26 protein-coding genes and 2 tRNA genes are annotated in these 26,933 nt (G+C 49.0%); 25 read left to right on the forward strand and 3 right to left on the reverse strand.

The genetic code is table 11. The annotated features are described in order from the left end of the window. The first annotated feature begins 78 nt into the window (after positions 1–78). Both BTA51_RS17125 and BTA51_RS17130 read left to right on the forward strand, forming a co-directional pair. Positions 79–576, forward strand: coding sequence for a PaaI family thioesterase (locus BTA51_RS17125; RefSeq protein WP_094709419.1), 498 nt, complete (start codon positions 79–81; stop codon positions 574–576). Beyond that, entirely contained in the window at positions 569–1,015 is a 447-nt protein-coding gene (locus tag BTA51_RS17130; protein WP_094709421.1) for a PaaI family thioesterase, read from the forward strand. Before BTA51_RS17125 ends, BTA51_RS17130 begins: the two co-directional genes overlap by 8 nt. Before the next feature lie 52 nt (positions 1,016–1,067). On the opposite strand, the gene xseA is transcribed toward BTA51_RS17130, so the two are convergent. Further along, a complete protein-coding gene (gene xseA / locus BTA51_RS17135; protein WP_094709423.1) occupies positions 1,068–2,429 on the reverse strand; it encodes an exodeoxyribonuclease VII large subunit in 1,362 nt (453 codons plus the stop codon). Positions 2,430–2,762: 333 nt separating this feature from the next. Here xseA and guaB point away from each other — a divergent pair, with 333 nt between their 5' ends. From guaB to BTA51_RS17170, 7 genes are all read left to right on the forward strand, one after another. After that, entirely contained in the window at positions 2,763–4,232 is a 1,470-nt protein-coding gene (gene guaB / locus BTA51_RS17140) for an IMP dehydrogenase (RefSeq protein WP_094709425.1), read from the forward strand. A 73-nt stretch (positions 4,233–4,305) separates the two neighbouring features. Continuing rightward, a complete protein-coding gene (gene guaA, locus BTA51_RS17145; RefSeq protein WP_094709427.1) occupies positions 4,306–5,883 on the forward strand; it encodes a glutamine-hydrolyzing GMP synthase in 1,578 nt (525 codons plus the stop codon). Positions 5,884–6,152: 269 nt separating this feature from the next. Beyond that, positions 6,153–8,120 carry an acyltransferase family protein gene (locus BTA51_RS17150; protein WP_210404860.1) on the forward strand — a complete coding sequence of 656 codons (1,968 nt, stop codon included), beginning with the start codon at positions 6,153–6,155 and terminating at the stop codon, positions 8,118–8,120. A gap of 243 nt (positions 8,121–8,363) precedes the next feature. After that, entirely contained in the window at positions 8,364–8,861 is a 498-nt protein-coding gene (gene tadA / locus BTA51_RS17155; RefSeq protein ID WP_371333194.1) for a tRNA adenosine(34) deaminase TadA, read from the forward strand. Positions 8,862–8,889: 28 nt separating this feature from the next. After that, positions 8,890–9,879 (forward strand): UDP-glucose 4-epimerase GalE, encoded by a 990-nt coding sequence (galE, locus tag BTA51_RS17160; protein WP_094709431.1) that lies wholly within the window; start codon positions 8,890–8,892, stop codon positions 9,877–9,879. Positions 9,880–9,921: 42 nt separating this feature from the next. Continuing rightward, positions 9,922–11,259, forward strand: coding sequence for a UDP-glucose/GDP-mannose dehydrogenase family protein (locus BTA51_RS17165; RefSeq protein WP_094709433.1), 1,338 nt, complete (start codon positions 9,922–9,924; stop codon positions 11,257–11,259). 26 nt (positions 11,260–11,285) lie between these two features. After that, on the forward strand, positions 11,286–11,714 hold the full coding sequence (locus tag BTA51_RS17170) for an HIT domain-containing protein (protein ID WP_094709435.1): 429 nt from the start codon (positions 11,286–11,288) through the stop codon (positions 11,712–11,714). A gap of 1 nt (position 11,715) precedes the next feature. Here BTA51_RS17170 and fabR read toward each other — a convergent pair whose 3' ends face one another. Further along, positions 11,716–12,327 (reverse strand): HTH-type transcriptional repressor FabR, encoded by a 612-nt coding sequence (gene fabR, locus BTA51_RS17175; protein ID WP_094709437.1) that lies wholly within the window; start codon positions 12,325–12,327, stop codon positions 11,716–11,718. Between the two features lie 331 nt (positions 12,328–12,658). On the opposite strand from fabR, the gene BTA51_RS17180 reads away from it, so the two are divergent. The 16 genes from BTA51_RS17180 (at position 12,659) to nadA (ending at position 25,189) form a co-directional block, all read left to right on the forward strand. Beyond that, positions 12,659–12,910 (forward strand): FmdB family zinc ribbon protein, encoded by a 252-nt coding sequence (locus BTA51_RS17180; RefSeq protein WP_094709439.1) that lies wholly within the window; start codon positions 12,659–12,661, stop codon positions 12,908–12,910. 96 nt (positions 12,911–13,006) lie between these two features. Next, on the forward strand, positions 13,007–14,785 hold the full coding sequence (gene aspS / locus BTA51_RS17185) for an aspartate--tRNA ligase (RefSeq protein WP_094709441.1): 1,779 nt from the start codon (positions 13,007–13,009) through the stop codon (positions 14,783–14,785). A gap of 65 nt (positions 14,786–14,850) precedes the next feature. After that, complete coding sequence (locus tag BTA51_RS17190; protein ID WP_094709443.1) at positions 14,851–15,594, forward strand: YebC/PmpR family DNA-binding transcriptional regulator; 744 nt, start codon at positions 14,851–14,853, stop codon at positions 15,592–15,594. A 149-nt stretch (positions 15,595–15,743) separates the two neighbouring features. Further along, positions 15,744–16,262: a crossover junction endodeoxyribonuclease RuvC gene (gene ruvC / locus BTA51_RS17195; protein WP_094709446.1), complete on the forward strand. Its 519-nt coding sequence runs from the start codon at positions 15,744–15,746 to the stop codon at positions 16,260–16,262. 104 nt (positions 16,263–16,366) lie between these two features. Further along, the gene (ruvA, locus tag BTA51_RS17200; RefSeq protein WP_371333195.1) at positions 16,367–16,963 is read left to right on the forward strand and encodes a Holliday junction branch migration protein RuvA; all 597 of its coding nucleotides are present in this window, start codon (positions 16,367–16,369) and stop codon (positions 16,961–16,963) included. A 53-nt stretch (positions 16,964–17,016) separates the two neighbouring features. Continuing rightward, on the forward strand, positions 17,017–18,036 hold the full coding sequence (gene ruvB, locus BTA51_RS17205) for a Holliday junction branch migration DNA helicase RuvB (protein ID WP_094709450.1): 1,020 nt from the start codon (positions 17,017–17,019) through the stop codon (positions 18,034–18,036). Positions 18,037–18,161: 125 nt separating this feature from the next. After that, a complete protein-coding gene (ybgC, locus tag BTA51_RS17210) occupies positions 18,162–18,578 on the forward strand; it encodes a tol-pal system-associated acyl-CoA thioesterase (protein ID WP_094709452.1) in 417 nt (138 codons plus the stop codon). Positions 18,579–18,705: 127 nt separating this feature from the next. Then, a complete protein-coding gene (gene tolQ / locus BTA51_RS17215) occupies positions 18,706–19,386 on the forward strand; it encodes a protein TolQ (protein WP_094709454.1) in 681 nt (226 codons plus the stop codon). A gap of 17 nt (positions 19,387–19,403) precedes the next feature. Further along, positions 19,404–19,829, forward strand: a complete 426-nt coding sequence (gene tolR, locus BTA51_RS17220) for a protein TolR (protein ID WP_094709456.1) — start codon at positions 19,404–19,406, stop codon at positions 19,827–19,829. Positions 19,830–19,856: 27 nt separating this feature from the next. Then, the gene (tolA, locus tag BTA51_RS17225; protein WP_094709458.1) at positions 19,857–20,840 is read left to right on the forward strand and encodes a cell envelope integrity protein TolA; all 984 of its coding nucleotides are present in this window, start codon (positions 19,857–19,859) and stop codon (positions 20,838–20,840) included. 26 nt (positions 20,841–20,866) lie between these two features. Then, complete coding sequence (gene tolB, locus BTA51_RS17230) at positions 20,867–22,144, forward strand: Tol-Pal system beta propeller repeat protein TolB (protein WP_094709460.1); 1,278 nt, start codon at positions 20,867–20,869, stop codon at positions 22,142–22,144. Positions 22,145–22,177: 33 nt separating this feature from the next. Continuing rightward, positions 22,178–22,744 (forward strand): peptidoglycan-associated lipoprotein Pal, encoded by a 567-nt coding sequence (gene pal, locus BTA51_RS17235; protein WP_094709462.1) that lies wholly within the window; start codon positions 22,178–22,180, stop codon positions 22,742–22,744. Positions 22,745–22,774: 30 nt separating this feature from the next. Beyond that, positions 22,775–23,569 carry a tol-pal system protein YbgF gene (gene ybgF / locus BTA51_RS17240; protein WP_094709464.1) on the forward strand — a complete coding sequence of 265 codons (795 nt, stop codon included), beginning with the start codon at positions 22,775–22,777 and terminating at the stop codon, positions 23,567–23,569. 109 nt (positions 23,570–23,678) lie between these two features. Continuing rightward, positions 23,679–23,754 (forward strand) — tRNA-Lys (locus BTA51_RS17245). 102 nt (positions 23,755–23,856) lie between these two features. Then, a tRNA-Lys gene (locus tag BTA51_RS17250) sits at positions 23,857–23,932 on the forward strand. A 195-nt stretch (positions 23,933–24,127) separates the two neighbouring features. Next, on the forward strand, positions 24,128–25,189 hold the full coding sequence (nadA, locus tag BTA51_RS17255) for a quinolinate synthase NadA (RefSeq protein ID WP_094709466.1): 1,062 nt from the start codon (positions 24,128–24,130) through the stop codon (positions 25,187–25,189). A gap of 24 nt (positions 25,190–25,213) precedes the next feature. Here the strand turns inward: nadA and BTA51_RS17260 are convergent, their stop codons facing one another. Beyond that, complete coding sequence (locus BTA51_RS17260; RefSeq protein ID WP_246841075.1) at positions 25,214–26,710, reverse strand: M48 family metalloprotease; 1,497 nt, start codon at positions 26,708–26,710, stop codon at positions 25,214–25,216. Positions 26,711–26,933 lie beyond the last annotated feature (223 nt).

Genomic DNA, 26,933 nt, shown 5'->3' on the forward strand with positions numbered 1-26,933 from the left:
AGACAACCATGAGAATAGATTGGCGAGAATGAAAATAAATCATCGAGAATGAGAATAAATTGGAGAGTATGAGGTCTTATGCAGCAGTATGAAGCTTGGACCAACGACCCGGTTCGTCTGGGGTATGTTGAGCGATTTATCGGTAGTCTGAAGCAATGCCAGGAGCTTGGCATCACTCCAATGTGTGCCAATGCGCAAGGGTTGGAGCTGGAACTGCCTTACCATCAGAAAATTATCGGCAACCTGGATACCGGTGTTATTCATGGCGGGGCGATTACGACGCTGATGGATACTGCTTCCGGGGCGAGTGTGCTTTGCTGTCTCCCTGAACTCGAACTTTGTCCCACGCTTGATTTGCGTGTGGACTACATGCGTCCTGCGGAGCCGGGAAAATCCGTATATGCCAGAGCGACCTGTTATCGGATTACCAATACGATCATATTCACCCGTTGCGAAGCATTTCAGCGTGATCCGGATGTGTCTGTCGCCCAATGTGTGGCCACATTTATGAGAATTGGTCGTCAGGCGTCCCCCGACTGGTTTTGGAAGCAGATTGAGGGGGCTGGCAATGAGTAATTTGCAGAGTCTGGTGCAAAAAGCACATCAATCAGGTGATTACAATCAACTGTTGCAAACCATTCCGTACGCCCAGACTCTGGGAGTGAGGTGTGAGCGCTTTGGAAATGAAGTTGTATTTGTCCTGCCCAAGAGGGATCAGAATCTGGGAAATCCTATTTTGCCAGCCATTCATGGTGGCGTGATCGGTGGTTTCATGGAAATTGCGGCAGCTTTCCATCTCGCAATATTCCTTGAGATCGATGATTTACCAAGAATCGTTGATTTCTCTCTGGATTACCTCAGAGCCGGCTTTCATCAGGAAACCTATGCTGAATGTCGTTTGACGCGTCAGGGAAATCGCGTTGCCAATGTTAGTGTCAGTGCCTGGCAGAAAAAGAAACAAGAGCCAATAGCATTGGCCAGGGCGCACTTTCTATTACCGATTAAGGATCAATAACGTCGAACCGTGACCCTGGAATATCCATGGAAGTGGTGTTCAGTTGACAGGGTTACGAACCCTCGGGAATTGCAGCAGTCACCGTGCAGGTCAAAGTGCCCTGGTTCAGGCGAGTGGTAATTTGCTCCCCGACGGTAACCTGGTCAGAATGCCTGAGAATCTCACCGGCGGCATTGGAGGTAATAGAAAACCCGCGGCTCAATGTTGCCAGAGGACTGACACCTTCCATGAAGGCCACGGTTCGGGCCAGATGCTGTTGCTTCGACGTCAGCAGAGAGTGCATGGCCCGCTGCAGTCGCGCCTGGATTGCGCTCAGATTTTCATGTCCCTGGCGAATTCTTTTCTCGGGATGAATCAGTCCCAGGCGGTGGTGGGCACCGCTCAGCCTGTCATTAAGCGTCTGCAGTCGTGACCGCATGGTTCGCTGCAGGCGTATTTCGATGTCATCTACACGCTGAGACAATTCCTGTAACCGTCTGCCAGGATGCTTCAGTCGAGCGCCGAGTTCTGTGGTTTTCTGCCGTTTCTGGCGAATAACCCGGGTAATCTGGAAATCCAAACGGTTTTGGTACTGATGAAAGCGTTCCAGCCAGTCACGGTAGTCCGGACTGACTTTTTCAGCGGCCGCCGAGGGGGTGGGAGCCCGCCAGTCTGCTACCAGGTCTGCAATCGTGAAGTCGGTTTCATGGCCGACGGCGCTGACGATCGGGATATGGCTGTCAGCGATGGCTCTTGCGACGATCTCTTCATTAAAGGCCCAGAGGTCTTCCAGAGAACCGCCGCCCCTGCCGACAATCAATACATCACACAACTGATCCCGGTTAGCCGTTTGTATTGCCTTTACCACCGCTGGCGCGGCTTCCACTCCCTGCACAGGTACAGGAAGTATTAAAACGGGCAGGGCGGGGAATCTTGCTTTCAGGACGCTGATGATGTCTCTGATGGCAGCGCCAGTCGGAGAGGTTACTACACCAACCCGTTTCGGTAGCCGGGGAATGGGCTTTTTACGCTGCTCATCGAACAACCCTTCCCTTAATAATTTGGCCTTTAGTTCTTCAAAGGCGCGTCGCAGAGCGCCTTCTCCTGCGGCCTCCAGCGACTCAACTATCAGTTGGTACTCGCCACGACCTTCATAAAGGCTGACCTTGGCATAGAGTGTCACCGCGTCACCGTTCTTGGGTCGTTCTCGCAGAAACATGTTGCGATTACGAAACATGGCGCAGCGTACCTGGGCTTTGTCGTCTTTGAGAGTAAAGTACCAGTGACCTGAGCTGGGGGCGCTGAAGTTGGAAATCTCACCTTCGACCAATGCATGCATGAAACTCACTTCCAGCAGGTTTCTCGCCTGTCGGTTGAGTTCGGTTACAGTAAGAGGGCGCTGCATGGAGTCTGCTTTCGGTGAAAGTTCATTCATAAGCTGGCTTGAAGCTGTCCTGGGCAATCGGTTAGGTATTTTCGGAAGAGTCTGTTTGACTGGCTTCTCATAGTAAGCTGTTGATTATACCGGGAGGCGATTCAATTAATATCCTTGTCGGCCAATAAATTTATGTGGTCAGAGTTAATGATCAATAAAACAGCGGAAGTTGAGGAAGCGTGCCGATTTATGCCGAATATCTGAACGATTTTTCACCTGTGAGGCAATTCCGGGAAATTAATCGGACATTAGTGTAGTCCGCAAGTTTACTGGCCCGCCCTGAAAATTTATAATAGTCCGATTAACTTACCTGAAAGTAAAAAGGCGATTCATATGCTTCGAGTGGCTCAGGAAGCGCTAACGTTTGATGATGTTCTCCTCATCCCCGGATATTCCGAAGTTCTCCCTAAAGATGTCAGCCTGAAAACCCAGCTGACCAAGCAAATTACCCTGAACATGCCTCTGGTGTCTGCTGCTATGGACACTGTCACCGAGGCGCGGCTGGCTATTGCTCTGGCCCAGGAAGGCGGGATCGGGATTATTCACAAGAATATGACCGTGGAACAGCAGGCAGCGGAAGTGCGCACCGTCAAGAAATTTGAAAGCGGAGTAGTCAAGGATCCGATCACCGTAACGCCTAATACCACTGTCAGAGAAGTACGGGAAATCACCATGGCCAATAACATCAGCGGATTGCCGGTGGTGGATGGCAAGGATCTGGTGGGGATTATTACCGGGCGTGATATACGTTTTGAGAACGATCTGAATAAGAAAGTCTCCGAATTAATGACCCCTAAAGAAAAGCTGGTCACAGCGAAAGAGGGGACTGACATTGAAGTAGTGAAGAACCTGCTTCATCGTCACAGAATTGAAAAAGTGCTGGTCGTCAATGACGATTTTGAACTGAAAGGTCTGATTACCCTGAAGGACATCCAGAAAGCTCACGACTTTCCCAACGCCAGCAAAGACGAGCAGGGCAGACTGCGAGTCGGCGCTGCCGTAGGTACCGGTGCCGGTACCGATGAGCGGGTGGCCGCACTGGCCGCAGCAGGCGTTGATGTTATCGTAGTGGATACGGCGCATGGCCATTCCAAAGGCGTATTGGACCGGATTAGCTGGGTGAAACAGCATTTTCCTGAAGTTCAGGTGATCGGCGGCAATATCGCGACGGCTGAAGCGGCTCTGGCGTTGGTCGAGGCTGGTGCTGATGCTGTCAAGGTCGGTATTGGTCCCGGTTCTATCTGTACCACCCGAATCGTCGCCGGTATCGGTGTGCCGCAAATCTCTGCCGTTGCCAATGTGGCGGAAGCGTTGAAGCCTCACGGGGTGCCTTTAATTGCTGATGGTGGTATCCGGTTTTCCGGTGACATCGCCAAGGCGATTGCAGCAGGTGCCTACTGCGTGATGGTTGGAGGCCTGTTGGCGGGAACTGATGAATCTCCAGGTGAAGTCGAACTGTTCCAGGGGCGTAGTTATAAAGCCTATCGTGGAATGGGATCGCTTGGGGCCATGGCGCAAAACCAGGGCAGTAGCGACCGTTATTTCCAGGATGCGAGTTCAGGCGTTGAAAAACTGGTTCCCGAAGGAATTGAAGGTCGGGTTGCCAGCAAGGGGCCTCTGACTCATGTTGTTCATCAATTGATGGGCGGGGTTCGAGCCTCCATGGGGTATACCGGATGCCGAACCATTGAGGAAATGCGTACCAAACCGCAATTTACCCGTATTACCAATGCCGGAATCAGTGAAAGTCATGTTCATGATGTCACGATTACTAAGGAAGCCCCCAACTACAGGGCAGGCTAAGGTTTACCGGGTTTGTTTTTGATCAGCGGGGCTCCATGGCCCCGCTCTTGTTTTTAGCTGAGGAAAGACACGAATGTCCGTAAATATTCATTCTCATCGTATCCTGATACTGGATTTTGGCTCTCAGTACACCCAGCTGATTGCTCGGCGTGTTCGGGAAATCGGGGTTTACTGTGAAATTTATCCCTATGATATGAGTGAGGAGGATATTCGAGAATTCAATCCGAAAGGTATTATCCTGGCCGGCGGACCGGAGTCGGTAACTGAGCTTAATACACCACGAGCTCCTGAATGTCTGTTTTCCATGGATCTGCCGCTGTTTGGTATTTGTTATGGGATGCAAACCATGGCTGAGCAGCTGGGTGGCAAGGTGGCCGGTTCTGATAAAAGAGAATTCGGCTACGCCCAGGTGAAGGTGCGTGAGCAGTCGGGTCTGTTTGAAAATGTGAAGGATCATGTGGATGAGGACGGTGCTCCTCTGTTGGACGTATGGATGAGTCATGGTGACAAAGTGGTTGGATTGCCGGAACACTTTGTTTTGAGCGCATCAACGGAAAGCGCCCCGATTGCGGCCATGCAGCATGAGAGCAAGCCTTGGTATGGGGTGCAGTTCCATCCGGAAGTGACACACACACTGCAGGGATTGCGTATTCTTGAGCGCTTTGTTGTTGGTATCTGTGGTTGTGAGCAGTTGTGGACGCCAGGCAGGATTATTGAAGACGCGGTACAGCAAATCCGTGCCCAGGTCGGCGAGGACAAAGTCCTGCTCGCGCTTTCCGGTGGGGTGGATTCCTCTGTTGTTGCAGCGCTTCTGCACAAAGCCATTGGGGATCAACTGACCTGTGTATTCGTAGACAACGGTCTGCTGCGCCTTCACGAAGGCGATCAGGTGATGGATATGTTTGCGAAGAATATGGGGATCAAGGTAATTCGCGCCAATGCCCAGGATCAGTTTCTGGGTAAACTGGCAGGAGTAAGTGATCCTGAAGAGAAGCGCAAGATTATCGGGCACACCTTCATTGAAGTATTTGACGCTGAAGCCACCAAAATCCAGAACGTTAAATGGTTGGCGCAAGGCACTATTTATCCTGATGTCATCGAATCTGCTGCGGCCAAAACCGGCAAGGCGCATGTCATCAAGTCTCACCACAACGTAGGTGGTTTGCCAGAAGATATGGAACTGAAGCTGGTTGAACCATTGCGGGAGCTGTTTAAGGACGAAGTACGCAGAATTGGTCTGGAACTCGGTCTGCCATACGATATGGTCTATCGCCATCCTTTCCCTGGTCCCGGTCTCGGTGTGCGTATTCTTGGTGAAGTGAAAAAGGAATATGCCGATATCCTGCGGCAGGCAGATGCTATTTTTATTGAAGAGCTGCACAGAGCGGAGTTGTATCACAAAACATCTCAGGCATTTGCGGTCTTTCTACCCGTCAAATCCGTTGGCGTGGTGGGGGATGCCCGTCGATATGAATATGTCGTAGCTCTCAGAGCTGTGGAAACCATCGACTTTATGACCGCTCGCTGGGCCCATTTGCCATATGACATGCTGGAAAAAGTATCTAACCGGATTATCAATGAAATTTCCGGCATCTCGCGAGTGACCTACGATGTTTCCTCCAAGCCGCCTGCCACTATTGAGTGGGAGTAGAGGCTAGCAGCTAGACATAGTTGTTAGTTTGTCGCATTGCCGCACAGAAGTATCTTTACAATTTGTTGGATGCTATGTCGGCGGTAATGCGATGGTATATATTTTTTGTGGATTTGGCTGTTTCAGTTTCCAGTAGTCTGGTCAGAGGTTTGGTTCTTGATCACGCATGGGCTGGCTATGAAGTGTGCACCGGCTAAATTCGATTCTTTTATTTAGTTATAGAAATCAGATAAGTTTTAATAGTGCAAATATCATCTAGCAAGGAGCATATGCTTCGACCAGACTATCGTCCTGATATAGATGGTTTAAGGGCTTTAGCTGTTATCTCAGTGGTGTTGTTTCATGCCTTCCCGGGAAAAATAAAAGGCGGCTTTGTTGGGGTCGATATCTTCTTTGTAATATCGGGATACTTGATTTCATCAATTATATTTTCGAATCTCGATAGAGGCACATTTAGTTTTCTTGAATTCTATGCCCGGAGAATCAAGCGGATTTTTCCCGCCCTTTTGATCGTGTTGTTGTCCTGCTTGGTATTTGGTTGGTTTGCTTTGCTGGCTGATGAATATGAGCAGATAGGAAAGCACGTAGTTGCAGGAACTGGATTCGTTTCTAATCTCATTCTTTGGGGTGAGAGTGGGTATTTTGATGGTGCTGCTGAAATGAAGCCGCTACTCCATTTATGGAGTCTGGGGGTGGAAGAGCAGTATTATATATTTTGGCCATTGCTTCTATGGTTATCCAGTTTTAAACGATCGGGTTTCCTCCTATGTACAACAGGTGTGTTGGCCGTTTCCTTTTTACTTAATATCTTCATCATTCGTTATGACGCTGTAGCTGCTTTCTATTGGCCTGTAACAAGGTTTTGGGAGCTCTCTGTTGGGGGGCTGTTGGCCTATATGACCTTGCATAAATTCATCACGCCGTCAGTGATGACCGTATCGATGGCAAATGGATTTTCATTGGTGGGTTCTCTTCTTTTGGGTGTATCAATACTCATGACAAATAAAGACTACTCGTTTCCAGGATGGTGGGCTGTATTGCCTGTTGTCGGTACAGCACTTGTAATCATGGCAGGAATGAAGGCGTCAATAAATCGTAAAATTCTTGCAAGTAAAATATTTGTTTGGTTTGGATTGATCAGCTTTCCTTTATATCTGTGGCATTGGCCGATCTTATCATTTGGAGCCATCGCTGAAGGTCAAACCCCAGATAGACAGTTCAAGATATATGCAATTATTGCATCAATAGTTCTTGCTTGGGCGACCTATAAGTTTGTTGAGCTGAATGTTCGGCATAGTTCTGGAAAAAGATATGTAAATTTCCTTGTGATCGTGAGCTTGTGTGCAGCGCTTTCTGGTGGTTATGTGTATTCCAAGGGAGGGCTTGCGGATCGGTCTGTAGTCGTTGAAAGTGAGTTCAGTGAAGAAGTAAGGCATCAGTTTATGGGGCCTCTTTGGGAGTATACTATGAATGATATATGTCTCAATGAGTTCCCTTTTCAAGATGTTTCCCAGATGCGTTGGTGGTTTTGTATGAAAAGCGATAAAAGGGAACCAACACTGATTATTTTGGGTAATAGTTATGCAAATCAACTATACCCAGGGTTTGTAAATAATTCGTTGCTGACTCATCACACTATCGTATCGATTGGTACTTGTGATTTTGCGGGAGATAATCGCAGATATGTAGGTGTTGATAGCAAACACCCTTGTTATCTGGATAGGGCTGCGAAGCAGCGAAAATTTATAGATAAGTTGATTGAAAATGAGCCCTCCATACAGTTTGCTGTGATAGATGGTTTGAGTCGTGAGCCGGATCAAGCATACATTGAAGCCCTCCGCACAAGGGTGAGCTATTTGGAAAATATGGGTATCCGGGTAATTATATTTACTCCTCATATCAAGCCAGGATTTAATCCAAAAGCTTGCTTTACAACCCCTATCAGAAGGGTGGCTAGAGACTGTTCCTTTGCAGCAAAGGATCGAAAAGACTTATACAAAAGTTTTCTTCCACTGATTGAGTCTATTGCTAAGACTAATCCTGATGTGCTTTTCTTTGAGCAAAATGGTCTGTTTTGTAGCGGGGAGCGTTGCACCTATACTTTGAACGGGATGCCGCTGCATAGAGACGAGGGGCATTTATCCGAGTTCGGTTCAATACAGTTGCAGTCCTATTTTACTGATTGGGCTAAGAAAAATGTTCCGACAATTTTTGATAGAAGTGTTATTGGTAGGTAGCTAATTCTATTTCTACTGTGATCGTTGAGTCTGGGTATACTAGCTAAAGAGCAATACAGGAGACGGGTGTGTAAATTTTGGTCCCGACTACTTTTGGTTGCCACTGTGGTTGTTTTGTGTTGGATAAAGCTTGTCGCTTTCCATTTGCTCAGGGGTAAGGGGCTTTGCCGGAAAATGTCGCTATTGTAGGCTTACTATGGCGTTGAATGATGATGGTTCGGTGATAGACGATCAATAGGGCAAATATTGGGTCAAAATGATTGTAAAGATGATGAGCGTTGGATGCAGGAAGCTCTTCGCTACGCCCGGCAGGCCTATGATTGCGGTGAAGTGCCGGTCGGCGCAGTATTGGTTCTTGATGGGGAGATGTTGGCTGGAGGCTTTAACCAGCCAATCGAAAGTCATGATCCGACGGCCCATGCTGAAATTGTGGCGCTCAGACTTGCCTGCGAAAAAGTGAATAACTATCGTATCCCGGGTGCAACACTGTATGTGACCCTCGAGCCATGCGCGATGTGTGTGGGGGCAATGGTGCACGGAAGGGTTTCTAGGCTGGTGTATGGTGCCAGGGAGCCTAAGGCGGGAGCTGTAAGCAGTCAGGCCAATTTGCTCGACCAGCATCCTTTTAACTGGTCGATTGATGTGCAGGGCGGCGTACTGCAGGAAGAATGTTCAGCGATAATCAGCGATTTCTTTCGTGAGCGCCGGCTGGCAAAAAAGAAAACTGATCGTAATATTTAAACTAATTTGAAACGGCTAAGGAACAGGTATGAAAGTACTGGTAACAGGTGGTGCGGGATACATTGGAAGCCATGTAGTTCGCCAGTTGGGTGAAGCGGGTCACGACATTGTTGTTTTTGATAATTTGTCCACAGGGTTTCCCTGGGCAGTGACCTATGGGGAGCTGGTTGTCGGGGACTTGTCCAATCCCGAAGAATTGGAAAATGTTTTTGCCAGCCATCAGTTCGAGGCCGTACTGCATTTCGCTGCCAATATTGTGGTGCCTGAGTCGGTGGAAAATCCACTTAAGTACTACGGAAACAATACGCGTAATACATTGAACCTTCTGGAGAAGATCCAAAAGTACAAGGTTCCGTACATGGTGTTTTCCTCCACGGCAGCAGTTTATGGGATGCCTGAGAATACCATTATTACCGAAGAGACTCCGCTGGCACCGATTAACCCTTACGGCGCCACAAAAATGATGAGCGAGATGATGATTAAGGATCTCGCATTTGCCACTGACCTGAAGTACACCATTCTGAGGTATTTCAATGTTGCAGGCGCCGACCTGGAGGGTCGCATTGGTCAGGCAACTCCAGCTGCAACGCACTTGATCAAAGTGGCTTGTGAGTGTGTTCAAGGATTGCGTGACGGCATGAAAGTGTTTGGTACCGATTATGAAACTCGTGATGGCACCTGTATTCGGGACTATATTCACGTAGATGATTTGGCGAAAGCTCATGTGATGGCTTTGGACTATATGAGCAAGGGCGGTGAGTCCAATGTTCTGAACTGTGGCTATGGTCGCGGGTTTACGGTCAAGGAAGTGATTGATGTTGTCAAAAAAGTGTCTGGAAATGATTTCCCTGTAGAAGAAGTCGGTCGGCGGGCAGGAGATCCGGGAGCGTTGATTGCTAAAAATGATAAGGTTAAGCAGGTGCTGGGCTGGGAGCCTGACTACGATGACCTTGAAGTTATCGTGAAGTCGGCACTGGACTGGGAAGCGGTTCTGCCAACCCGTCGTCAGAGTAGCTAATTAGATTTTACGAGATCAATCACCTTACAAGGCAAATACAATATGAAAATCACCATCTTTGGCACCGGATATGTCGGCTTGGTAACAGGGGCTTGTCTGGCGGATGTTGGGCATCATGTACTCTGTGTTGATGTTGACGAAGCCAAAATTGAGAACCTGAAAAACGGCATCATTCCTATTTATGAACCAGGTCTGGAGCCAATTGTTAAGCATAACTTCGAAGCCGGACGTTTGCAGTTTACAACCGATGCAGAAGAGGCTGTGGCATTTGGCCAGCTCCAGTTTATCGCGGTAGGTACTCCGCCGGACGAAGATGGTTCTGCTGATCTCAAATATGTACTTGCCGTGGCCAAGTCCGTTGGAAAGTACATGACCGATTACAAGGTGGTGGTGGACAAGTCAACTGTACCGGTGGGAACAGGAGACAAAGTTAAAAATGCGATTCTGGCTGAAATAGCCTCTCGCGATGCTGATATTCCATTTGACGTTGTATCGAACCCGGAGTTTTTGAAAGAGGGGGATGCAATTGTTGACTTCATGAAGCCTGACCGGATCGTTGTGGGGGTTGAAAGTGCTAAGGCCGTCGCCGTTATGCGTGAGGTGTATGAGCCGTTTAACCGTAATCATGATCGCATGGTGGTCATGGATATTCGGTCCGCTGAGCTGACCAAGTATGCTGCGAATGCAATGCTGGCAACCAAGATCAGCTTTATGAACGAGATAGCAAACCTTGCTGAGCGGTTAGGGGCTGATGTAGAGCAGGTTCGAAAGGGGATTGGCTCTGATCCCCGTATCGGCTACCACTTTATTTATCCTGGCTGTGGCTATGGAGGCTCCTGCTTTCCGAAGGATGTTAAGGCTCTTGTTCAAACCTCTGCCGAAATCGACTATGACGCAGTGTTGCTGAGATCGGTTGAGGCTGTAAACGAACGTCAGAAGCAGTCTCTGTTTGAGAAAATCAAACAGCATTATGGTGATCTGCAGGGTAAAACGGTGGCTTTGTGGGGATTGTCATTCAAGCCAAATACCGATGACATGCGAGAAGCGTCCAGTCGAGTATTGATTGAAGCACTGTGGGAAGCGGGTGCATCGGTTCAGGCCTTTGATCCTGAGGCCATGAAGGAAACTCAGCGCATATACGGTAGCCGGGATAATCTGACTCTGTGCGGAACCAAAGAGCAGGCGCTGAAAGGTGCGGACTGTCTGGTTATTTGTACCGAGTGGAAGGAGTTCCGCTCTCCGGATTTCGATGAAGTGATGGCTGTCTTGAATGAGCCGGTTATATTTGACGGTCGTAATCTTTACGATCCCGAGCGCATGGCAAGCAAGGGCTTTCAATACTACGGCATTGGTCGTGGGTTGAGTGTGCGTCAATATTGATCGATCTGTAAATTATGGGGGTGACTGTGTTTGATTTGCATGAGCGCTTGGCGGAAGACTGCCATTGGCTGGGTGACTTTCCGCTGTGTCGTTTATTGCTTATGAATGACAGTCACTACCCCTGGTTTATTTTGGTGCCACGGGTCGCCGGAATTCGTGAAGTGTATGAGTTGCCGGAAGAACAGCAAGTGCAGGTGCTGCAAGAGTCATCTCTGTTAGGGCGGTGCATAATGGGCTGTTTTCACGGGCATAAACTAAATGTTGCTGCCCTAGGCAACATGGTGCCCCAGCTCCATCTGCATCATATTGTTAGATTTCCGTCGGATGTTGCCTGGCCAGGTCCTGTTTGGGGTAAAGTGCCGCCGACAGCTTATGACGACGCTGAGCTCGCAAGAATCAAAGGCATGATGGGAGAGGTATTGAGCAGCCAGGCAATTGACTATCAAGCTGCTTGAGTTATCTGGCCTGATCGGCCCTGGCCCCCGATAATATAATCCTTAGTTGTCCTGCCAATCTTTGTTTCAGTAGCGGAATGTTTTCTTCTGGATTGTCCAGGGCTTCGTTGCCGCCATGGAATACGATGATGACAATCGCTTCAGCAGCCAGTCGGGGTTGGCGCAGGGCGCGATTGGTTCCTTCTCCGAATCCTGACAGATCAGCTGTTAACTCGGCGATGAAGTGCTCAATTTCGGCTTGTATCGCATTCCTGAATCTGGCCGACACCCCCGTTCTCTCACGAAGGAGTAGTCTGAATAGGTTGGGATTTTCGTTCAAAAACTCAAAAAAAGTGTTGAGCGATGTATCAATAACCCCACCGTTTTTTGCGATACGCTGACGCGCTTGCCTCATTAGTTGGCGTAGCGCTACTCCGGCTTCATCGACCAGCGCAAGCCCAAGTTCCTCTAAATCATGAAAGTGACGGTAAAAGGAGGTTGGGGCAATGCCTGCTTCCCTGGTAACTTCTCTCAGGCTTAGGCTGGTGAAGTGTTTGTCCTGTCCCAGCTGATTGAGTGCAGCATCCATTAAGGCCTGCCGGGTTCGGCGTTTTTGTTCTGCGCGGGAGGTCAAAGAAAGCTGTTCCTTAGGCAAGATTGGGGTTGAGCAAACCTCGCATGATAGAGGTGGTGCCCAATTTGAGCAAAGTTTAATTGGTTGAGATTTGTGAGGCGTGGCACGGGAGGGCGCGCAATGGGACTGCTTTTAGTAAAAAATATCGCTATAATACAGCGCTTTTTTGCGGCCCGAGCACTCGGTGAAGTCCGATGCAGGTATGGGGCGACGGCTGAATGAATATTATTTTGGCCCGGTAAGTAAAAGTTACACTATAAGAGCAGGCTGATTTGACGCCCGCTGAGTTGAATTCCGTATTGATTGTAGCCTTAGTTGAGGTTTTTTTGCGATGCCGATTTATGAATACGTTTGCAATGCCTGTGGGTTTGAAAAAGATGTCTTGCAAAGTATGAGTGAGGCGCCTTTAACCGATTGCCCAAGCTGTGAAAAGCCAGAGTTCACAAAGAAAATTTCAGCGCCGGGCTTCCGGCTGAAGGGCAGCGGTTGGTACGAGACTGATTTTAAAACCGGGAAAAAGAAAAACCTTGCTGGTGATGCAGGTGGGGCAAGCTCTGGTGCTAAAGCGGCTGAGGCCAATTAATATCAAGGCGGGGTATTGATCTCCGTCAGACAGATTTGACCAATCAGGCCCGTCGATACCCGATTCGATAGGCAAAATTAATAACAGGATTAGATTATGCGCAGTCAATATTGTGGGGCCATTAATGAGTCTCATATCGGTCAGGAAATCACTCTTTGTGGATGGGTTCACCGTCGTCGGGACCACGGTGGCGTCATTTTCCTGGATTTGCGAGACCGTGATGGGGTTGCTCAGATCGTAGTTGATCCTGATACTCCCGAAGCATTCAGTCTCGCCGACAGTGTGCGTAGTGAATTTGTGGTCAGCGTAAAAGGCAGAGTGCGCGCCCGTCCTGAAGGTACCACTAACCCTGATATGCCGACTGGTATGGTTGAGGTGCTTGGAAAGGAGCTTGAGGTTTTGAGCCGAGCCCAGACTCCTCCTTTCCCGCTGGATGAATATAGCGATGTAGGTGAGGATGTTCGCCTTCGCTACCGGTATATGGACTTGCGTCGTCCCGAAATGCTGAACAAGCTGAGGTTCCGCTCCAAGGTAACCAGTTATATCCGCAACTTCCTGGATGATAACGGATTTCTGGATGTCGAAACGCCTATCCTGACTCGGGCTACTCCGGAAGGTGCGCGTGACTATCTGGTGCCTAGTCGTACTCATGAAGGTTGTTTTTTCGCTTTGCCCCAGTCTCCGCAGTTGTTTAAGCAGTTGCTGATGATGTCCGGATTCGATCGCTACTATCAGATCGCAAAGTGTTTCCGTGATGAAGACTTGCGTGCTGATCGCCAGCCTGAGTTTACTCAGGTGGATATTGAAACCTCTTTCCTGGACGAAAATGCCATTATGGGCATCACGGAAAAGATGGTTCGGGACATGTTTAAGGAATTGTTGTCAATTGAATTGCCAGATTTCCCGAGAATGCCGTTCTCAGAGGCGATGAACAAGTACGGTTCCGATAAGCCGGACCTTCGTATTCCGTTGGAATTGGTGGATGTTGATGACCTTCTGAAGGATGTGGAATTCAAGGTCTTTAGTGGGCCGGCCAATGACAAACGCAGCAGAGTCGCGGCATTGCGTCTGCCGAAAGGCGGAGAGCTGCTGTCACGTAAGCAGATTGATGATTACACCAAGTTCGTTGGTATCTATGGGGCTAAAGGGCTGGCCTATATCAAGGTCAATGACCTTTCCCAGGGAATGGAGGGCTTGCAGTCTCCGATCCTCAAGTTCCTTCCTGAAGATGCGGTAAACAATATTCTGGATCGTGTTCAGGCTGAAACTGGAGATTTGGTGTTCTTCGGTGCTGACAAGACAACGGTGGTTAATGAGTCCCTGGGAGCTCTGAGGGTGAAACTGGGGCATGATCTCAATCTGTTTGAATCAGAATGGGCGCCTTGCTGGGTTGTCGATTTCCCGATGTTTGAAGAAGACGGTGAAGGTGGTTGGACGGCGATTCACCATCCATTTACGGCCCCTGCCTGTTCGGTAGAAGATCTACAGAAGAATCCTGAAACTGCGCTGTCTCGTGCCTATGATATGGTCCTTAACGGTACCGAGCTTGGCGGTGGTTCTATTCGTATCCATGATGCGGAAATGCAGGCGTCAGTGCTGAAAATTCTTGGTATCGGAGATGAGGAAGCTGAAGACAAATTCGGTTTCTTGCTGGATGCTTTGAAATTTGGTTGTCCTCCTCATGGAGGTCTGGCATTTGGTCTGGACCGTTTGGTGATGTTGATGACAGGTGCTACCTCTATCCGCGAAGTGATTGCATTTCCGAAGACCCAGAGTGCTATGTGTATGTTGACTCATGCGCCGGGAGAGGTGGATCAGAAGCAATTGCGTGAGCTGAATATTCGCCTGCGCAAGAAAGAATCTGCAGGAAGTTGATGCTGGGTTAAGGCAGTCCAAAAGTTTAGTGTATTTGAAGAGAAGAGAGTTAAGCGGAGTATTTCATGGCGGGGCATAGTAAATGGGCCAATATCAAACACCGGAAGGCAGCCCAGGACGCTAAGCGCGGCAAGATTTTCACCAAGCTGATCCGGGAGATCACGGTTGCAGCAAAAAGTGGCGGGGTGCCTGAAGACAACCCCCGCCTGCGTCTCGTGATAGACAAGGCGCTTACTGTCAACATGAAGAAGGATACCATCGACAAGGCTATTCAAAGAGGTGTTGGTGGAGCAGATGGTGATAACTACGACGAGTTGACCTATGAAGGATATGGGCCAAACGGAGTGGCAATCTATGTCGAGGCTATGACTGATAACCGCAATCGTACGGTGGCTGAAGTGCGTCATGCATTTACCAAGTACGGTGGAAATCTTGGTACGGACGGTTCTGTGGCCTATCTGTTCAATAAGACGGGGGTGATCACATTCCCTGTCGGAGTGGATGAGGACTCGGTCATGGAGTCAGCTCTGGAGGCAGGAGCGGAGGACATTATTACGAATGACGATGGCTCTCTCGAAGTTCAGACGGCAGTTGAAGATTTTTCATCAGTGAAGGAAGCTCTGGTGGCGGCAGGTCTAACACCGGAAACTGCTGATGTGTCGATGGTGCCGTCGACGACGGTATCCCTGGATGTTGAGTCGGCAGAAAAAGTGATGAAAATCATCGACACTCTTGAAGATCTGGATGATGTGCAGAACGTGTACACTAATGCAGATATTCCTGATGAAGTGATGGAAAAGCTGGGCTGACGACTTTTCAAGCAGCATAAGCTTCTGGCTGATGCTGGTGATCAAACGGTATGATGCAGGCGGAGTTGAGTAAAGCTCAATCCCGCCTTTTTTATTTTCAGATAGCATTCTGGTTGAGTTAAACGACAGAAGGGGCTTGGCAGAAATCCATGATTCGAGTGTTGGGGATTGATCCCGGATCCCGATTGACAGGATACGGAGTGGTAGAGTGGCAAGGAGGAAAGCCATCCTATCTGGCCAGCGGCTGTATACGTGTAACGGGTGATGATCTGGCAGAAAAACTGCGCTGTGTATATCAGGGTGTCTCCCAGGTGATTTCAATGTATCAGCCAACAGAAACTGCCATTGAGCAGGTGTTTATGGCCAGGAATGCTGATTCTGCGCTGAAGCTGGGGCAGGCCAGAGGGGTGGCTATTCTTGCAATGGCAAATCAAGGGCTGCCGGTGGCTGAATACTCAGCAAAAAAAGTTAAGCAGTCAGTGGTGGGTAAAGGAAATGCCGAAAAATGGCAGGTACAGCATATGGTTCAATCGCTGTTACAGTTGTCTGCCAAGCCTCAGGCGGATGCGGCAGATGCCTTGGCGATCGCATTGTGTCACTTGCATACTCAGCAAAGCCTGGTGCGAATAGGTTCTGTTTCGGGGAGTCGCAGAGGACGAATGCGCTAGATCCACCGTAAGTTGTTTATAGTCCGCCGTAAGTTGTTTATAGATTGTGTCAATTCAAGGTTTAGATTGATGTTGGATAGGGGGAATGAATTTTGATCGGCTGGTTGTCAGGTAGGTTATTGGAAAACTCTCCACCTTTCTTGTTGATAGACGTAAATGGTATCGGATACGAAGTTGAGGTTCCTTTGTCGGTGTTGGGAGAGCTTCCGCTTACTGGCGAATCATGCTCTTTGTACACGCATTTTGTTGTGCGGGAAGATGCTCAGCTGTTATACGGGTTTGCCCAGCGCAAGGATCGGGAACTATTCAGGTTGCTGTTGAAGGTCAATGGAGTTGGTCCAAAACTGGCAATGGCTATCCTCTCGCATATGAACGCGGAGGAGTTTGTACGCTGCGTACAGTCTGATGATCTGGTGCGCTTGACCAAGATGCCTGGTGTAGGGAAGAAGACGGCGGAACGTCTTTTGATCGAGATGCGTGATCGACTGAAGGGGTGGATTTCTCCTCAGGCTGGAACAGAGGTGTCCCAGCAGATCAAATTGGCCGAATCAGGGAGTGGACTCGAGGAGGCGGAGCAGGCGCTATTGGCTCTAGGTTATAAGCCGCAGGAGGCAAGTCGTGCCATCAATGCCATATATGAAGAGGGTATGTTGAGGGATGAGGTGATCCGGCGAGCCCTCAAAAGTATGGTAAAAGGCTGATCGTCAAGTTATGATGAGCCCCAATCTACTGTTTATATAACCATAGTTTATTCATGATCGAAGCAGATCGAATACAGTCCGATCGAATCATATCGCCGGCCACTTCAACGGGTGAAGAGTCTCTCGACCGGGCTATCCGTCCCAAGTGCTTGCAGGATTATGTCGGACAGCCGCAAGTCCGCGAGCAGATGGAGATTTTCATCAATGCCGCTCGCGGGCGAAGCGAGGCGTTGGACCACACTCTGATATTTGGTCCGCCGGGTCTGGGTAAGACGACGCTCGCCAATATCATTGCCAACGAAATGTCCGTTTCCATTAAAACCACCTCGGGGCCGGTTTTGGAAAAGGCTGGGGATCTGGCAGCACTGTTAACCAATCTTGAACCTAATGACGTTCTGTTTATCGATGAAATTCATCGCTTGAGCGCTGCGGTGGAAGAAGTTCTGTATCCTGCCATGGAAGATTATCAGCTGGATATTATGATTGGTGAGGGGCCGGCGGCCCGCTCCATCAAGCTCGACCTTCCGCCGTTTACGTTGGTGGGGGCGACGACCAGGGCAGGGCTGCTGACCAGTCCTTTGCGTGATCGTTTTGGTATCGTGCAGAGATTGGAATTTTATTCGGTGGCTGACCTTGGAAGTATTGTCCGACGGTCTGCGCAGATGCTTGGGGTTCAGATAGAAGATGCGGGTGCTCATGAAATCGCCCGCCGGTCCCGTGGCACGCCGCGTATTGCCAACCGATTGTTGCGCCGAGTCAGAGATTTCGCAGAAGTGAAGGCGGACGGTGTTATTACTGATCAAATCGCTGACATGGCTTTGAACATGCTGAATGTCGATTTACATGGATTGGATCATATGGATCGTCGTTTGCTCTTGGCCATAATGGAGAAGTTCGGTGGCGGGCCTGTCGGGGTTGAGAGTCTGGCTGCTGCCATCGGAGAAGAAAAGGGAACGATCGAAGATGTCGTTGAACCTTTTCTCATTCAGCAGGGCTTTTTGATGCGTACGCCTCGAGGGCGCACTGCGACTCAGCAGGCTTATAACCACTTTGGGCTTCCCGCTCCGGAATGATTTCGTGGAGAAATTGCCCTGCTGAGCTAGACGGAAGTTCTATCTACTTATCAAATATATTGTGTAACATACTGCTTTTAAAGTACTACTCGTCTGCAGAAAATGAATAAAGTTAAGGGAATTTAATGCCTCCCCTCTCGTTTCGTTGGCCCGTTAGAGTTTATATTGAAGATACTGACGCTGGCGGTATAGTGTTTTATGCCAACTACCTGCGCTTCATGGAGCGGGCTCGAACTGAGTGTATTCGTTATTTAGGATTTCCCCGTATCGAGACGATTGATCCAAGTGTTCAGTTTGTGGTGCATAGCTTGCAACTGAGATACCATCAGCCGGCACGTCTAGATGATCAGCTTCAGATAAGTGCGGACATCGTGCAGTATGGACGTACATTCATGCAGTTCCGGCAGGAGGTAAGGAATGCCGACACAGAGATTCTGTTGGTGGAAGGGAGTGTGAAAGTTGCCTGTATCGATCAGCAGACATTCAAACCAAAAGGGTTGCCAGCAGCATTGCTGAATGCAATTAAGAGTAGAGAGTCTTAAAACTCTTCGACATTGGGCCCGGTAATAATGTGTGTTGGGCAAATGCAGTCTCTGGCCAAAGCATAGGCTGTGTGACTGCAAGGACTAAAGGCCCAAGACATCATAATTAGAATGAAGGAGTTTATCTGTGGCGGATAAATTATCAGTTTGGGAGCTAGTGTCTAACGCCAGCTTCATTGTTCAGATTGTCATGCTGATTCTGGTGATGGCATCAATGGTATCCTGGGGTATCATTTTCCAGCGCACCAAAATATTCAATCTTGCCCGCAAAGCCTCTACTAAGTTTGAGGATCGCTTTTGGTCCGGAATGGATCTTAACCAGCTTTATCGCGAAGCCAGTGCAGCGCCGAATCCCAACAGTGGAATGGAGCAGATTTTCAGATCTGGGTTTAAGGAGTTCTCACGGCTCAGGCAGCAGCAGGGAGTGGATCGGGATGCCCTGATGGAAGGGACCCAGCGAGCTATGCGGGTTGCGATGTCCAGGGAAATGGATCGATTGGAGGCACATCTTCCATTTCTGGCAACGGTTGGTTCCACCAGTCCATACATCGGACTGTTTGGTACTGTGTGGGGAATAATGAATTCTTTCCGTGGTCTTGCTCAGTTGCAGCAGGCGACTATAGCAACGGTGGCCCCGGGGATTTCAGAAGCCCTGATTGCAACAGCCATGGGTTTGTTCGCTGCAATCCCGGCGGTTATTGCGTATAACCGTTTCTCTGCCAAATCCGATTATCTGGCTAACTCCTTCCAGACTTTTTCAGAAGAGTTTTCCAGTATATTGCACCGTAAAGTGCACTCATCCAGCTAACCGGCGGAGGATTTCTGATGGTCCCCATGCAGAGAGTCAAGCGAAAGCCGATGTCAGAGATCAATGTGGTTCCCTACATTGATGTCATGCTGGTGTTGCTGGTCATATTTATGGTTACGGCTCCTATGTTAATGCAGGGAGTTGATGTGGACTTGCCACAGACAGACAGTGATCCGCTGAATGTGTCACCGGATCATCCTCCTCTCGTGGTATCCGTTGATTCATTCGGCGCATATTATGCTGAGATCGGTGATGATCGAAGCAAGCCCATGGAGTTGGGAGAGTTGATCAAGCGGGTTCGTACTGTGAAACAGGAAAACCCCGAAACGCTGGTTTTGGTGAGAGGAGATAGAAACGCTTCCTATGGTGTTGTGGTGAATCTCATGTCTGCACTCAAAGAAACCGGTGTTGCCAATGTCGGTCTGATAACCGAAACCCCCTAATGCCAGAGGTTGGAACTGATTAGAGCGATGGCCCGTCCCAGACGTAATCAAAACGAATACCTTGGCCCTGCAATTTTTTCTGTCTGCCTGCACGTCGGAATTGTTATTTTGGCGCTGATCAGTTGGCCTTCTTTGTCCAAGCCAGATCCGGTGAAGCCCCATATCAAAGCGGTTATCGTTGATGAGGCTATGCTGGAGCAGATGAAGCAGGCACTTCCCAAGCCTGCGGTGCAGGAAAAGCCTAAGCCTCCTGAGGTAGATACCCGTAAACAGATGGAAGAGGCCAGGAGAAAAGCTGAAGAGGCGAAGAAAGCTGAAGCAGCCCGTAAAGCAGCAGCGGAACGCAAAAAACAGGAAGCGATTGCGCTGAAGAAGAAACAAGAGGCGGACAAGAAGAAAAAAGAGGAAGACAAAAAGCTCGCAGAAGCCAAGCGTTTAGATGAGCAAAAAAAAGCTGAGGAAAAGCGTAAAACCGAACAGAAGCGCAAGGAAGAAGAGAAGCGTCTTGCTGAAGAGAAAAAGCGTCAGGAAGAGTTGAAGAAGCAAGAGGAAGAAAAACGTAAGGCTCTCGAGCAGAAGTTGATTGCTGAAAGAGAACAGGCAAGGTTGGAAAAGGCTAAGCAGGAAGAGTTGGCCTTGCAGCAGCAAGCAATGGAGTTGGAAAAGATGCTCCAGCAACAGCAGCAACAACAAGCTGCGGAAAAGCAGCATCAGCAGGATGTTACCGAGTTGGAGCGATATAGGGCCCTCATATATGAGGCGATAAAAAGTAAATGGATACGTTTGGATGGTGCCAAAGGGCTGGTTGCCCATATCCAGTTGAAGCTTTTGCCTACAGGGGAGCTTCAATCCGCTACTATCGCCAAATCCAGCGGGGTGCAGGCGTTTGATCAATCTGCGTTAAGTGCAGCTTATGCTGTTCGGAAGTATCCTGTCCCCTCTGATAGTCGGTTGTTTGAAAAGGAGTTTCGAAATCTAACCTTGATATTTAAGCCACAGCAGGAGTTTTAAAGTTGCAGCTAAAGTATTTACGTTTAATGTTAAGTGGTTTGGTATTGCTGCTGAGTTTGGGTGTGCGTGCTGATCTTGTCATCGAAATTGACGAGGGGATTCGTGGAGCATTGCCGGTTGCGGTGGTTCCGTTTTCGAATAAATCGGGTCAGCCTCTATCAGAAGATATTGCTCAAATTGTTGGGGATGATCTGCAAAGGAGCGGTGATTTCCAGTTGTTGTCTCGGGCTAGCATGCTCAGCCTGCCGGGTAAGGGCGAAGATATTTACTTCAGGGATTGGTCTATCCTGGGCCAGCGTAATCTTCTCGTTGGTACAATCAACTACGATGCACCTTCCAAGTCGTATAAGGTTCAATATGAGCTTTATGATGTTCAGACACAGCAGCGGATTCTGGGTAAAGTTGTGGGGGGGCGCCAAGATCAGATGCGGGATATCGGCCACTCCATCGCAGATGCGGTTTATGAGGCTCTGACCGGTATTCAGGGTGTGTTTTCGACGAAAATTGCCTATGTCACTCTGGAGCAAAGCAAAAGTAAAACGCTCTATACGCTGGAAGTCGCAGATGCGGATGGACGGCGCTCAAAACTGATATTCAAGTCACCAATGCCAATTGTTTCGCCTGCCTGGTCTCCAGATGGTAAGCGCTTGGCCTACGCCTCATTCGAGTCAGGTAAACCGGCAATATATATTCAGGATGTGGCGTCTGGTGTGAGAACTTTAATTTCTTCATACATCGGACTAAATAGCGCGCCTTCCTGGAGTCCGGACGGAGGTAAGCTTGCCATGACTCTATCGAGAGATGGTAATGCTGAAGTCTATGTGATGGACATGCGAAGTAATAGTTTGAAGCGTCTTACGGATCATTGGGCAATTGACACTGAACCAAGCTGGTCTCCTGACGGTCAGTCAATTGTGTTTACATCCGACCGGGGCGGCGGCCCTCAGGTATATATGATGAGTTCAAACGGTGGTACTCCCCGGCGTTTGACCTTTGAAGGGCGCTACAATGCAAGGCCGCGCTTTAGTCTGGACGGCAAGACGATATACTATGTGCATCAGAGAAGTGGGTTCAATGTTGCGGCTCTGGATATGGAATCCGGTCAGTCGAGAATTCTCACAGAAACCGAAATGGACGAATCTCCCAGTGTCGCACCTAACGGAAGTATGATAATTTATGCTACCCAGAGACAAGGTAAAGGCGTTTTAGCGGTCGTTGGGGTGAACTCGGGATCGAAATATACCTTGCCTGCCCAATTCGGAGATGTGCGGGAGCCTGCCTGGTCTCCGTACATCAAGAAATAAAACAAGCTAACTAATTAGTACTAAGGAAAAACCATGAATGTTTTGAGTGTTCGCAACATCCTGGCTCTTGTGTTCGCCGCTTTTATCGTAACCGGTTGTGCCTCACAGGGGACTACAGAAGATACGCCGACTGCGCAGGTTGAAGACAGCAGTGGTAGTGATGCTACTGCAACCGGTATGGGTACTGATTCCGGCTTGAGCGAAGCTGAGCTGGCTGAGCAACAAAGAATGGCTGAAGAGGAAGCTCGTCGTGCAGAAGAAGCTGCACTGCGCGAAGTTCGTACATTCTACTTCGATTTTGACAAGTCCACTATCAAGCCTGAATCCCGTACTTACCTGGATGCTCATGCAGCGTTTCTGTCTGCCAACCCTAACCAGGGTGTAGTACTGAACGGTTATACCGACGAGCGTGGAACTAAAGAGTACAACCTGGCACTGGGTGAGCGTCGTGCAAAAGCGGTACAGGATTACCTGCGCTTCAAAGGCGTTTCTCTGTCTCAGATGGAAGCTGTTAGCTTCGGTGAAGAATTTCCTGTAGACGCAGGTCACAGCGAAGCGGCTTGGGCAAAAAATCGCCGCGTTGTTATTGAGTATAAGTAATCAATAGATATTGATTAGAAGATAAATCCCATGCCGGTGATATTCCTACGAATTTCTGTTCGTGCTATGGCTGTTCTTTGTACAGTTATAGCCATTAGCCTGCCGACGCTGTCATATTCGGCAACCAATCCTCAGGCTGCTCCAGTGCTGCAGGCTTCTCAAAACAGCTCTGCAAGCGGTGGGTCTGATGTCTCTTCAGATCTTTATTTTCTGGTGCAGCAGTTGCAGCAGGAGATCAGAGAGCTGAGAGGAAAGGTTGAAGAGTTGCAGTATCAGGTCGAACAATCCAGAAAACAGGAGCGTGACCGGTATGTGGATCTTGATCGACGTATTCAGCAATTGCGAAAGGATTTGGATGCAAAGCCTTCCTCATCGCCTGAGGTGTCCGTAGTTCCCGCGCCGACATCAGCAGAGGTGGGTGGAGATGCGCCGACTTCTTCTGCGCCACCATCGCAAGCAGAAACAGGTGAATACAATGCTGCCTATGATTTGATTAAGCAGCGTAAGTATGATGAGGCTGTAACTGCGCTGCATACGTTTATCAATGACCATCCAGATTCAGGCTTGGCAGCCAATGCCTATTATTGGTTGGGCGAAGTCTACCTCGTGCTGCCAAAGCTTGAGCAGGCGCGTCAGTCTTTTATTATTGTTGTGGGTAAATATCCTCAGCATAGAAAGGCTCCGGACGCTCTGTATAAGCTCGGAGTGACTTACGACAGGCTTGGTGAGAAAGATGAAGCCCGTAAGTATCTTCAGCAAACCATTGATCGGTATCCGCAGAGTTCCTCTGCCAATCTTGCGCGAGATTATCTCAAGCAAATCTAATATTTACGTTGGTATTTGGTGCAGAGTAGGCCAGCGTAAATTTCCTCAGAAAGAGTTGCAAAAAACTCTTGTTATTTTTCTCAAAATCCGTACTATATGCGCCTCGCTTGGGTCGTTAGCTCAGTCGGTAGAGCAGTTGGCTTTTAACCAATTGGTCGAAGGTTCGAATCCTTCACGACCCACCATGAATTATTTTCGTGTAGACAAAATAGCGTTTATACGAGTTGACTGATCAAGATTTGTATCGGTCGCCGTGTCACAAAGATGTGATGCAATCCAGATTGTCTGGGTCGTTAGCTCAGTCGGTAGAGCAGTTGGCTTTTAACCAATTGGTCGAAGGTTCGAATCCTTCACGACCCACCATCATTTGAAAGGGGCCTTTTAAAGGCCCCTTTTTTCGTTCTAGTTCATTACGTTAGTGATTCATGCTTTCCCGGAATGCCGTTGGGGGAAATACGTCATATGGCAGCAGATTTTTGCAGAATGTCATATAATGGGCGCTTGGCAAGCCATGGTAATTACCGGGCTATCGAGAGTTGAAATGGTGGAATGATTGGAATGACTAGTCTTAGTGATCGTATATTGGTTCAAGAGCACCTGGCGAGAGAGCACGAGCCTGCCAAGTTGAGCGATCAGGAAGCGGCTGGACTGATTGAAGAAATCAAGGCCCTTCTGGAAAAAGAAGATGCCGTAATTGTCGCCCACTACTATACGGATCCGGTTATCCAGGCTTTGGCTGAAGAGACAGGCGGATGTGTAGCAGACAGTCTCGAGATGGCCCGCTTTGGTAATCAGCATCCTGCCTCCACGCTTATTGTGTGCGGTGTGCGTTTTATGGGGGAGACGGCGAAAATCCTGAATCCTGAAAAAACAGTTCTCATGCCCACGCTTGAAGCTACCTGCTCCCTGGATATTGGATGTCCGGAAGAAGAGTTTACTCAGTTTTGTGATGATCACCCTGATCGTATCGTTGTGGTTTATGCCAATACGTCGGCCGCCGTCAAGGCGCGTGCCGATTGGGTGGTGACATCCAGTATCGCCCTCGATATTGTCGAGTATCTGCATGACAGCGGAGAAAAGTTGATCTGGGCGCCAGACAAGCACCTGGGAAGCTACGTTCAACAAAAAACCGGAGCGGATATTCTCCTCTGGGACGGCGCCTGCATCGTTCATGAAGAGTTTAAGGCGAAGGGATTGCAGGATTTGCGTCATATATATCCGGACGCAAAGATTCTCGTACATCCGGAATCTCCGTCGGCCGTTGTAGACATGGCGGACGTGGTGGGGTCTACCTCGCAGTTAATTAAAGCGGTTCAGGAGTCGGAAAGCGAGACATTCATTGTTGCGACTGATGCAGGCATTTTTTACAAAATGCAGCAGTTAGCGCCACACAAAACGCTAATTGAAGCGCCTACCGCAGGAAATGGTGCCACCTGTCGCAGCTGTGCTCATTGTCCGTGGATGGCAATGAATGGGCTGGAAAATCTTCGTGACGTGCTGGTGAATAAGCATCAGGAGGTGGTGGTAGAGGCGGAAGTACGTGAGAAGGCTCTTATTCCGCTGCAAAGAATGTTGAATTTCTCGAAAGAAAGAAAAATGACAGTATCGGGAAATGCCTGATACTGTTCTATTGGCTTGGCGAGGTTAAAATTTGAATCCCTCGCCGGCAGCGCTGATTTCCTTAAGTCTGTTTTTGATAATCAGGGTTTGTTGATAGTTGCCCTTGGCTTTCGTTAGGGCTTGCCGCAATTGCTGGGTCGCTCGACCAATATCCCCTTTCAGATAGAAGTACTCTGCCCGGGCTTGATGTAGCTCTGCAATGGAGCCGGCCTGGCCATGAGTTTCTGCTAACTGGTACCACAAATCCGGTTCATTTCCATAGTAGGTGCTAAGCCTGCGCAGAATGTCTTCAGCCTTGGCGTACTCACCTTGCTGACTATAGAGGTTCGCTAGCGAGCGAGAGATTGGATAGTTGTCCGGATTTCTCTCCAGATGACGCTTCAACAGATCAATTGCTGAATCCAGTTGATTTGTCGCTGCCAACCAATCGGCATTCAGTACCACGACAGAAATGCGATTGGCGTCGGTTGCCAGTAGCTGGTCCAGAGCGTTCTTGCTTTCCTCCGGGCGGTTAACTTTGATCGATGCCAGAACTGCCCCATAGAGAGCTGCCTTTCGTTCAAGGCCAGAGCTGTCACTGATGCGGCCTTTAAATACCTGTAGAGCCTCTTCGGTATTTTTGGCGTAATGTGTCAGGACTCTGCTTTGAACATAGTAGTAATCAACGTCTTCCTGATAATGACCGGGAGGGTAAGAGGCCGCACGATTGGCCGTATCGGCGACCCTGGACTCTGTTAGCGGGTGAGTGCGCAGATATTCGGGAACCTGGGAGCTGTAGCGGGAGCTCTTCAGCATGCGCTCAAACATTGAGGGCATGGAATCGGGATCCATGCCTGTATTAACAAGGGTTTCCATTCCAATGCGGTCCGCTTCCTGTTCGTTCTGGCGGCTGTAGCTGAGTTGTTCCTGCAAAGATAGAGCCTGGCTGGAGGCAAGTGCCGCGATGCCGGCATCAGAGCCTGCTGCGGCTGCCAATATGACGCTGGCCAGTATTCCGGCCATATTCAACGCTGTATAGGACTTGCTTTCTTCTAGTCTGCGGGCGAAGTGGCGCTGGCTTAAGTGAGCCAATTCGTGTGCTACGACGCTGGCAAATTCCTGCTCGGTTTGCGCATGCAGAAACAGTCCGCCATTGATACCAATCACTCCGCCGGGAACGGCAAACGCATTCAGAGCGCTGGAGTCGACAACGATGGTGGTCAGTTTTTTGTCTGATAGTTGGCTGTTTGGAGCTAATTTGAATATCAGGTCTTTGACATACTGAATGGTGAGTGGGTCTTCCAGCATTTCTACCTGGCCGCGCAGAGATCTTAGCCACGCCTGACCAAGTGCTTGTTCCTGGGACGGGGTTATCGAGCCTGAACTGTTGCCCAGATCTGGTAAATCACTTTGGCCAGCTGCAAAAGAGTAACCTGGGAAAAAAATTGCCAGTGCAAAAAAGACCAGCGCAAAAAAGATAGTCTGGACAGAATGAGTGGGGATGAATTTTGGGGAGATTCTTTTATATAACCTGAATGTCACATCGACTACCTGTAGCCTGGGCGGATCAGGAAAATCTGCCGTGGCGAGCTTGCATCCGTTACTTAGAAAATGGTGTGTTGAATAGCATAGTCCGGGGGTGGCTGCTAAAACAACTTTCGCGATGCAACATTACAATATGGCAATTCGGCCTATAACCACCTATGATCGCGCGCGATTAGGTGTGTGATGATGTAGTATTTGCCGCTGACCTATTGTCTTGGAT

Source organism: Hahella sp. CCB-MM4 (assembly GCF_002260525.1).
Taxonomy (GTDB): Bacteria; Pseudomonadota; Gammaproteobacteria; order Pseudomonadales; family Oleiphilaceae; genus Hahella.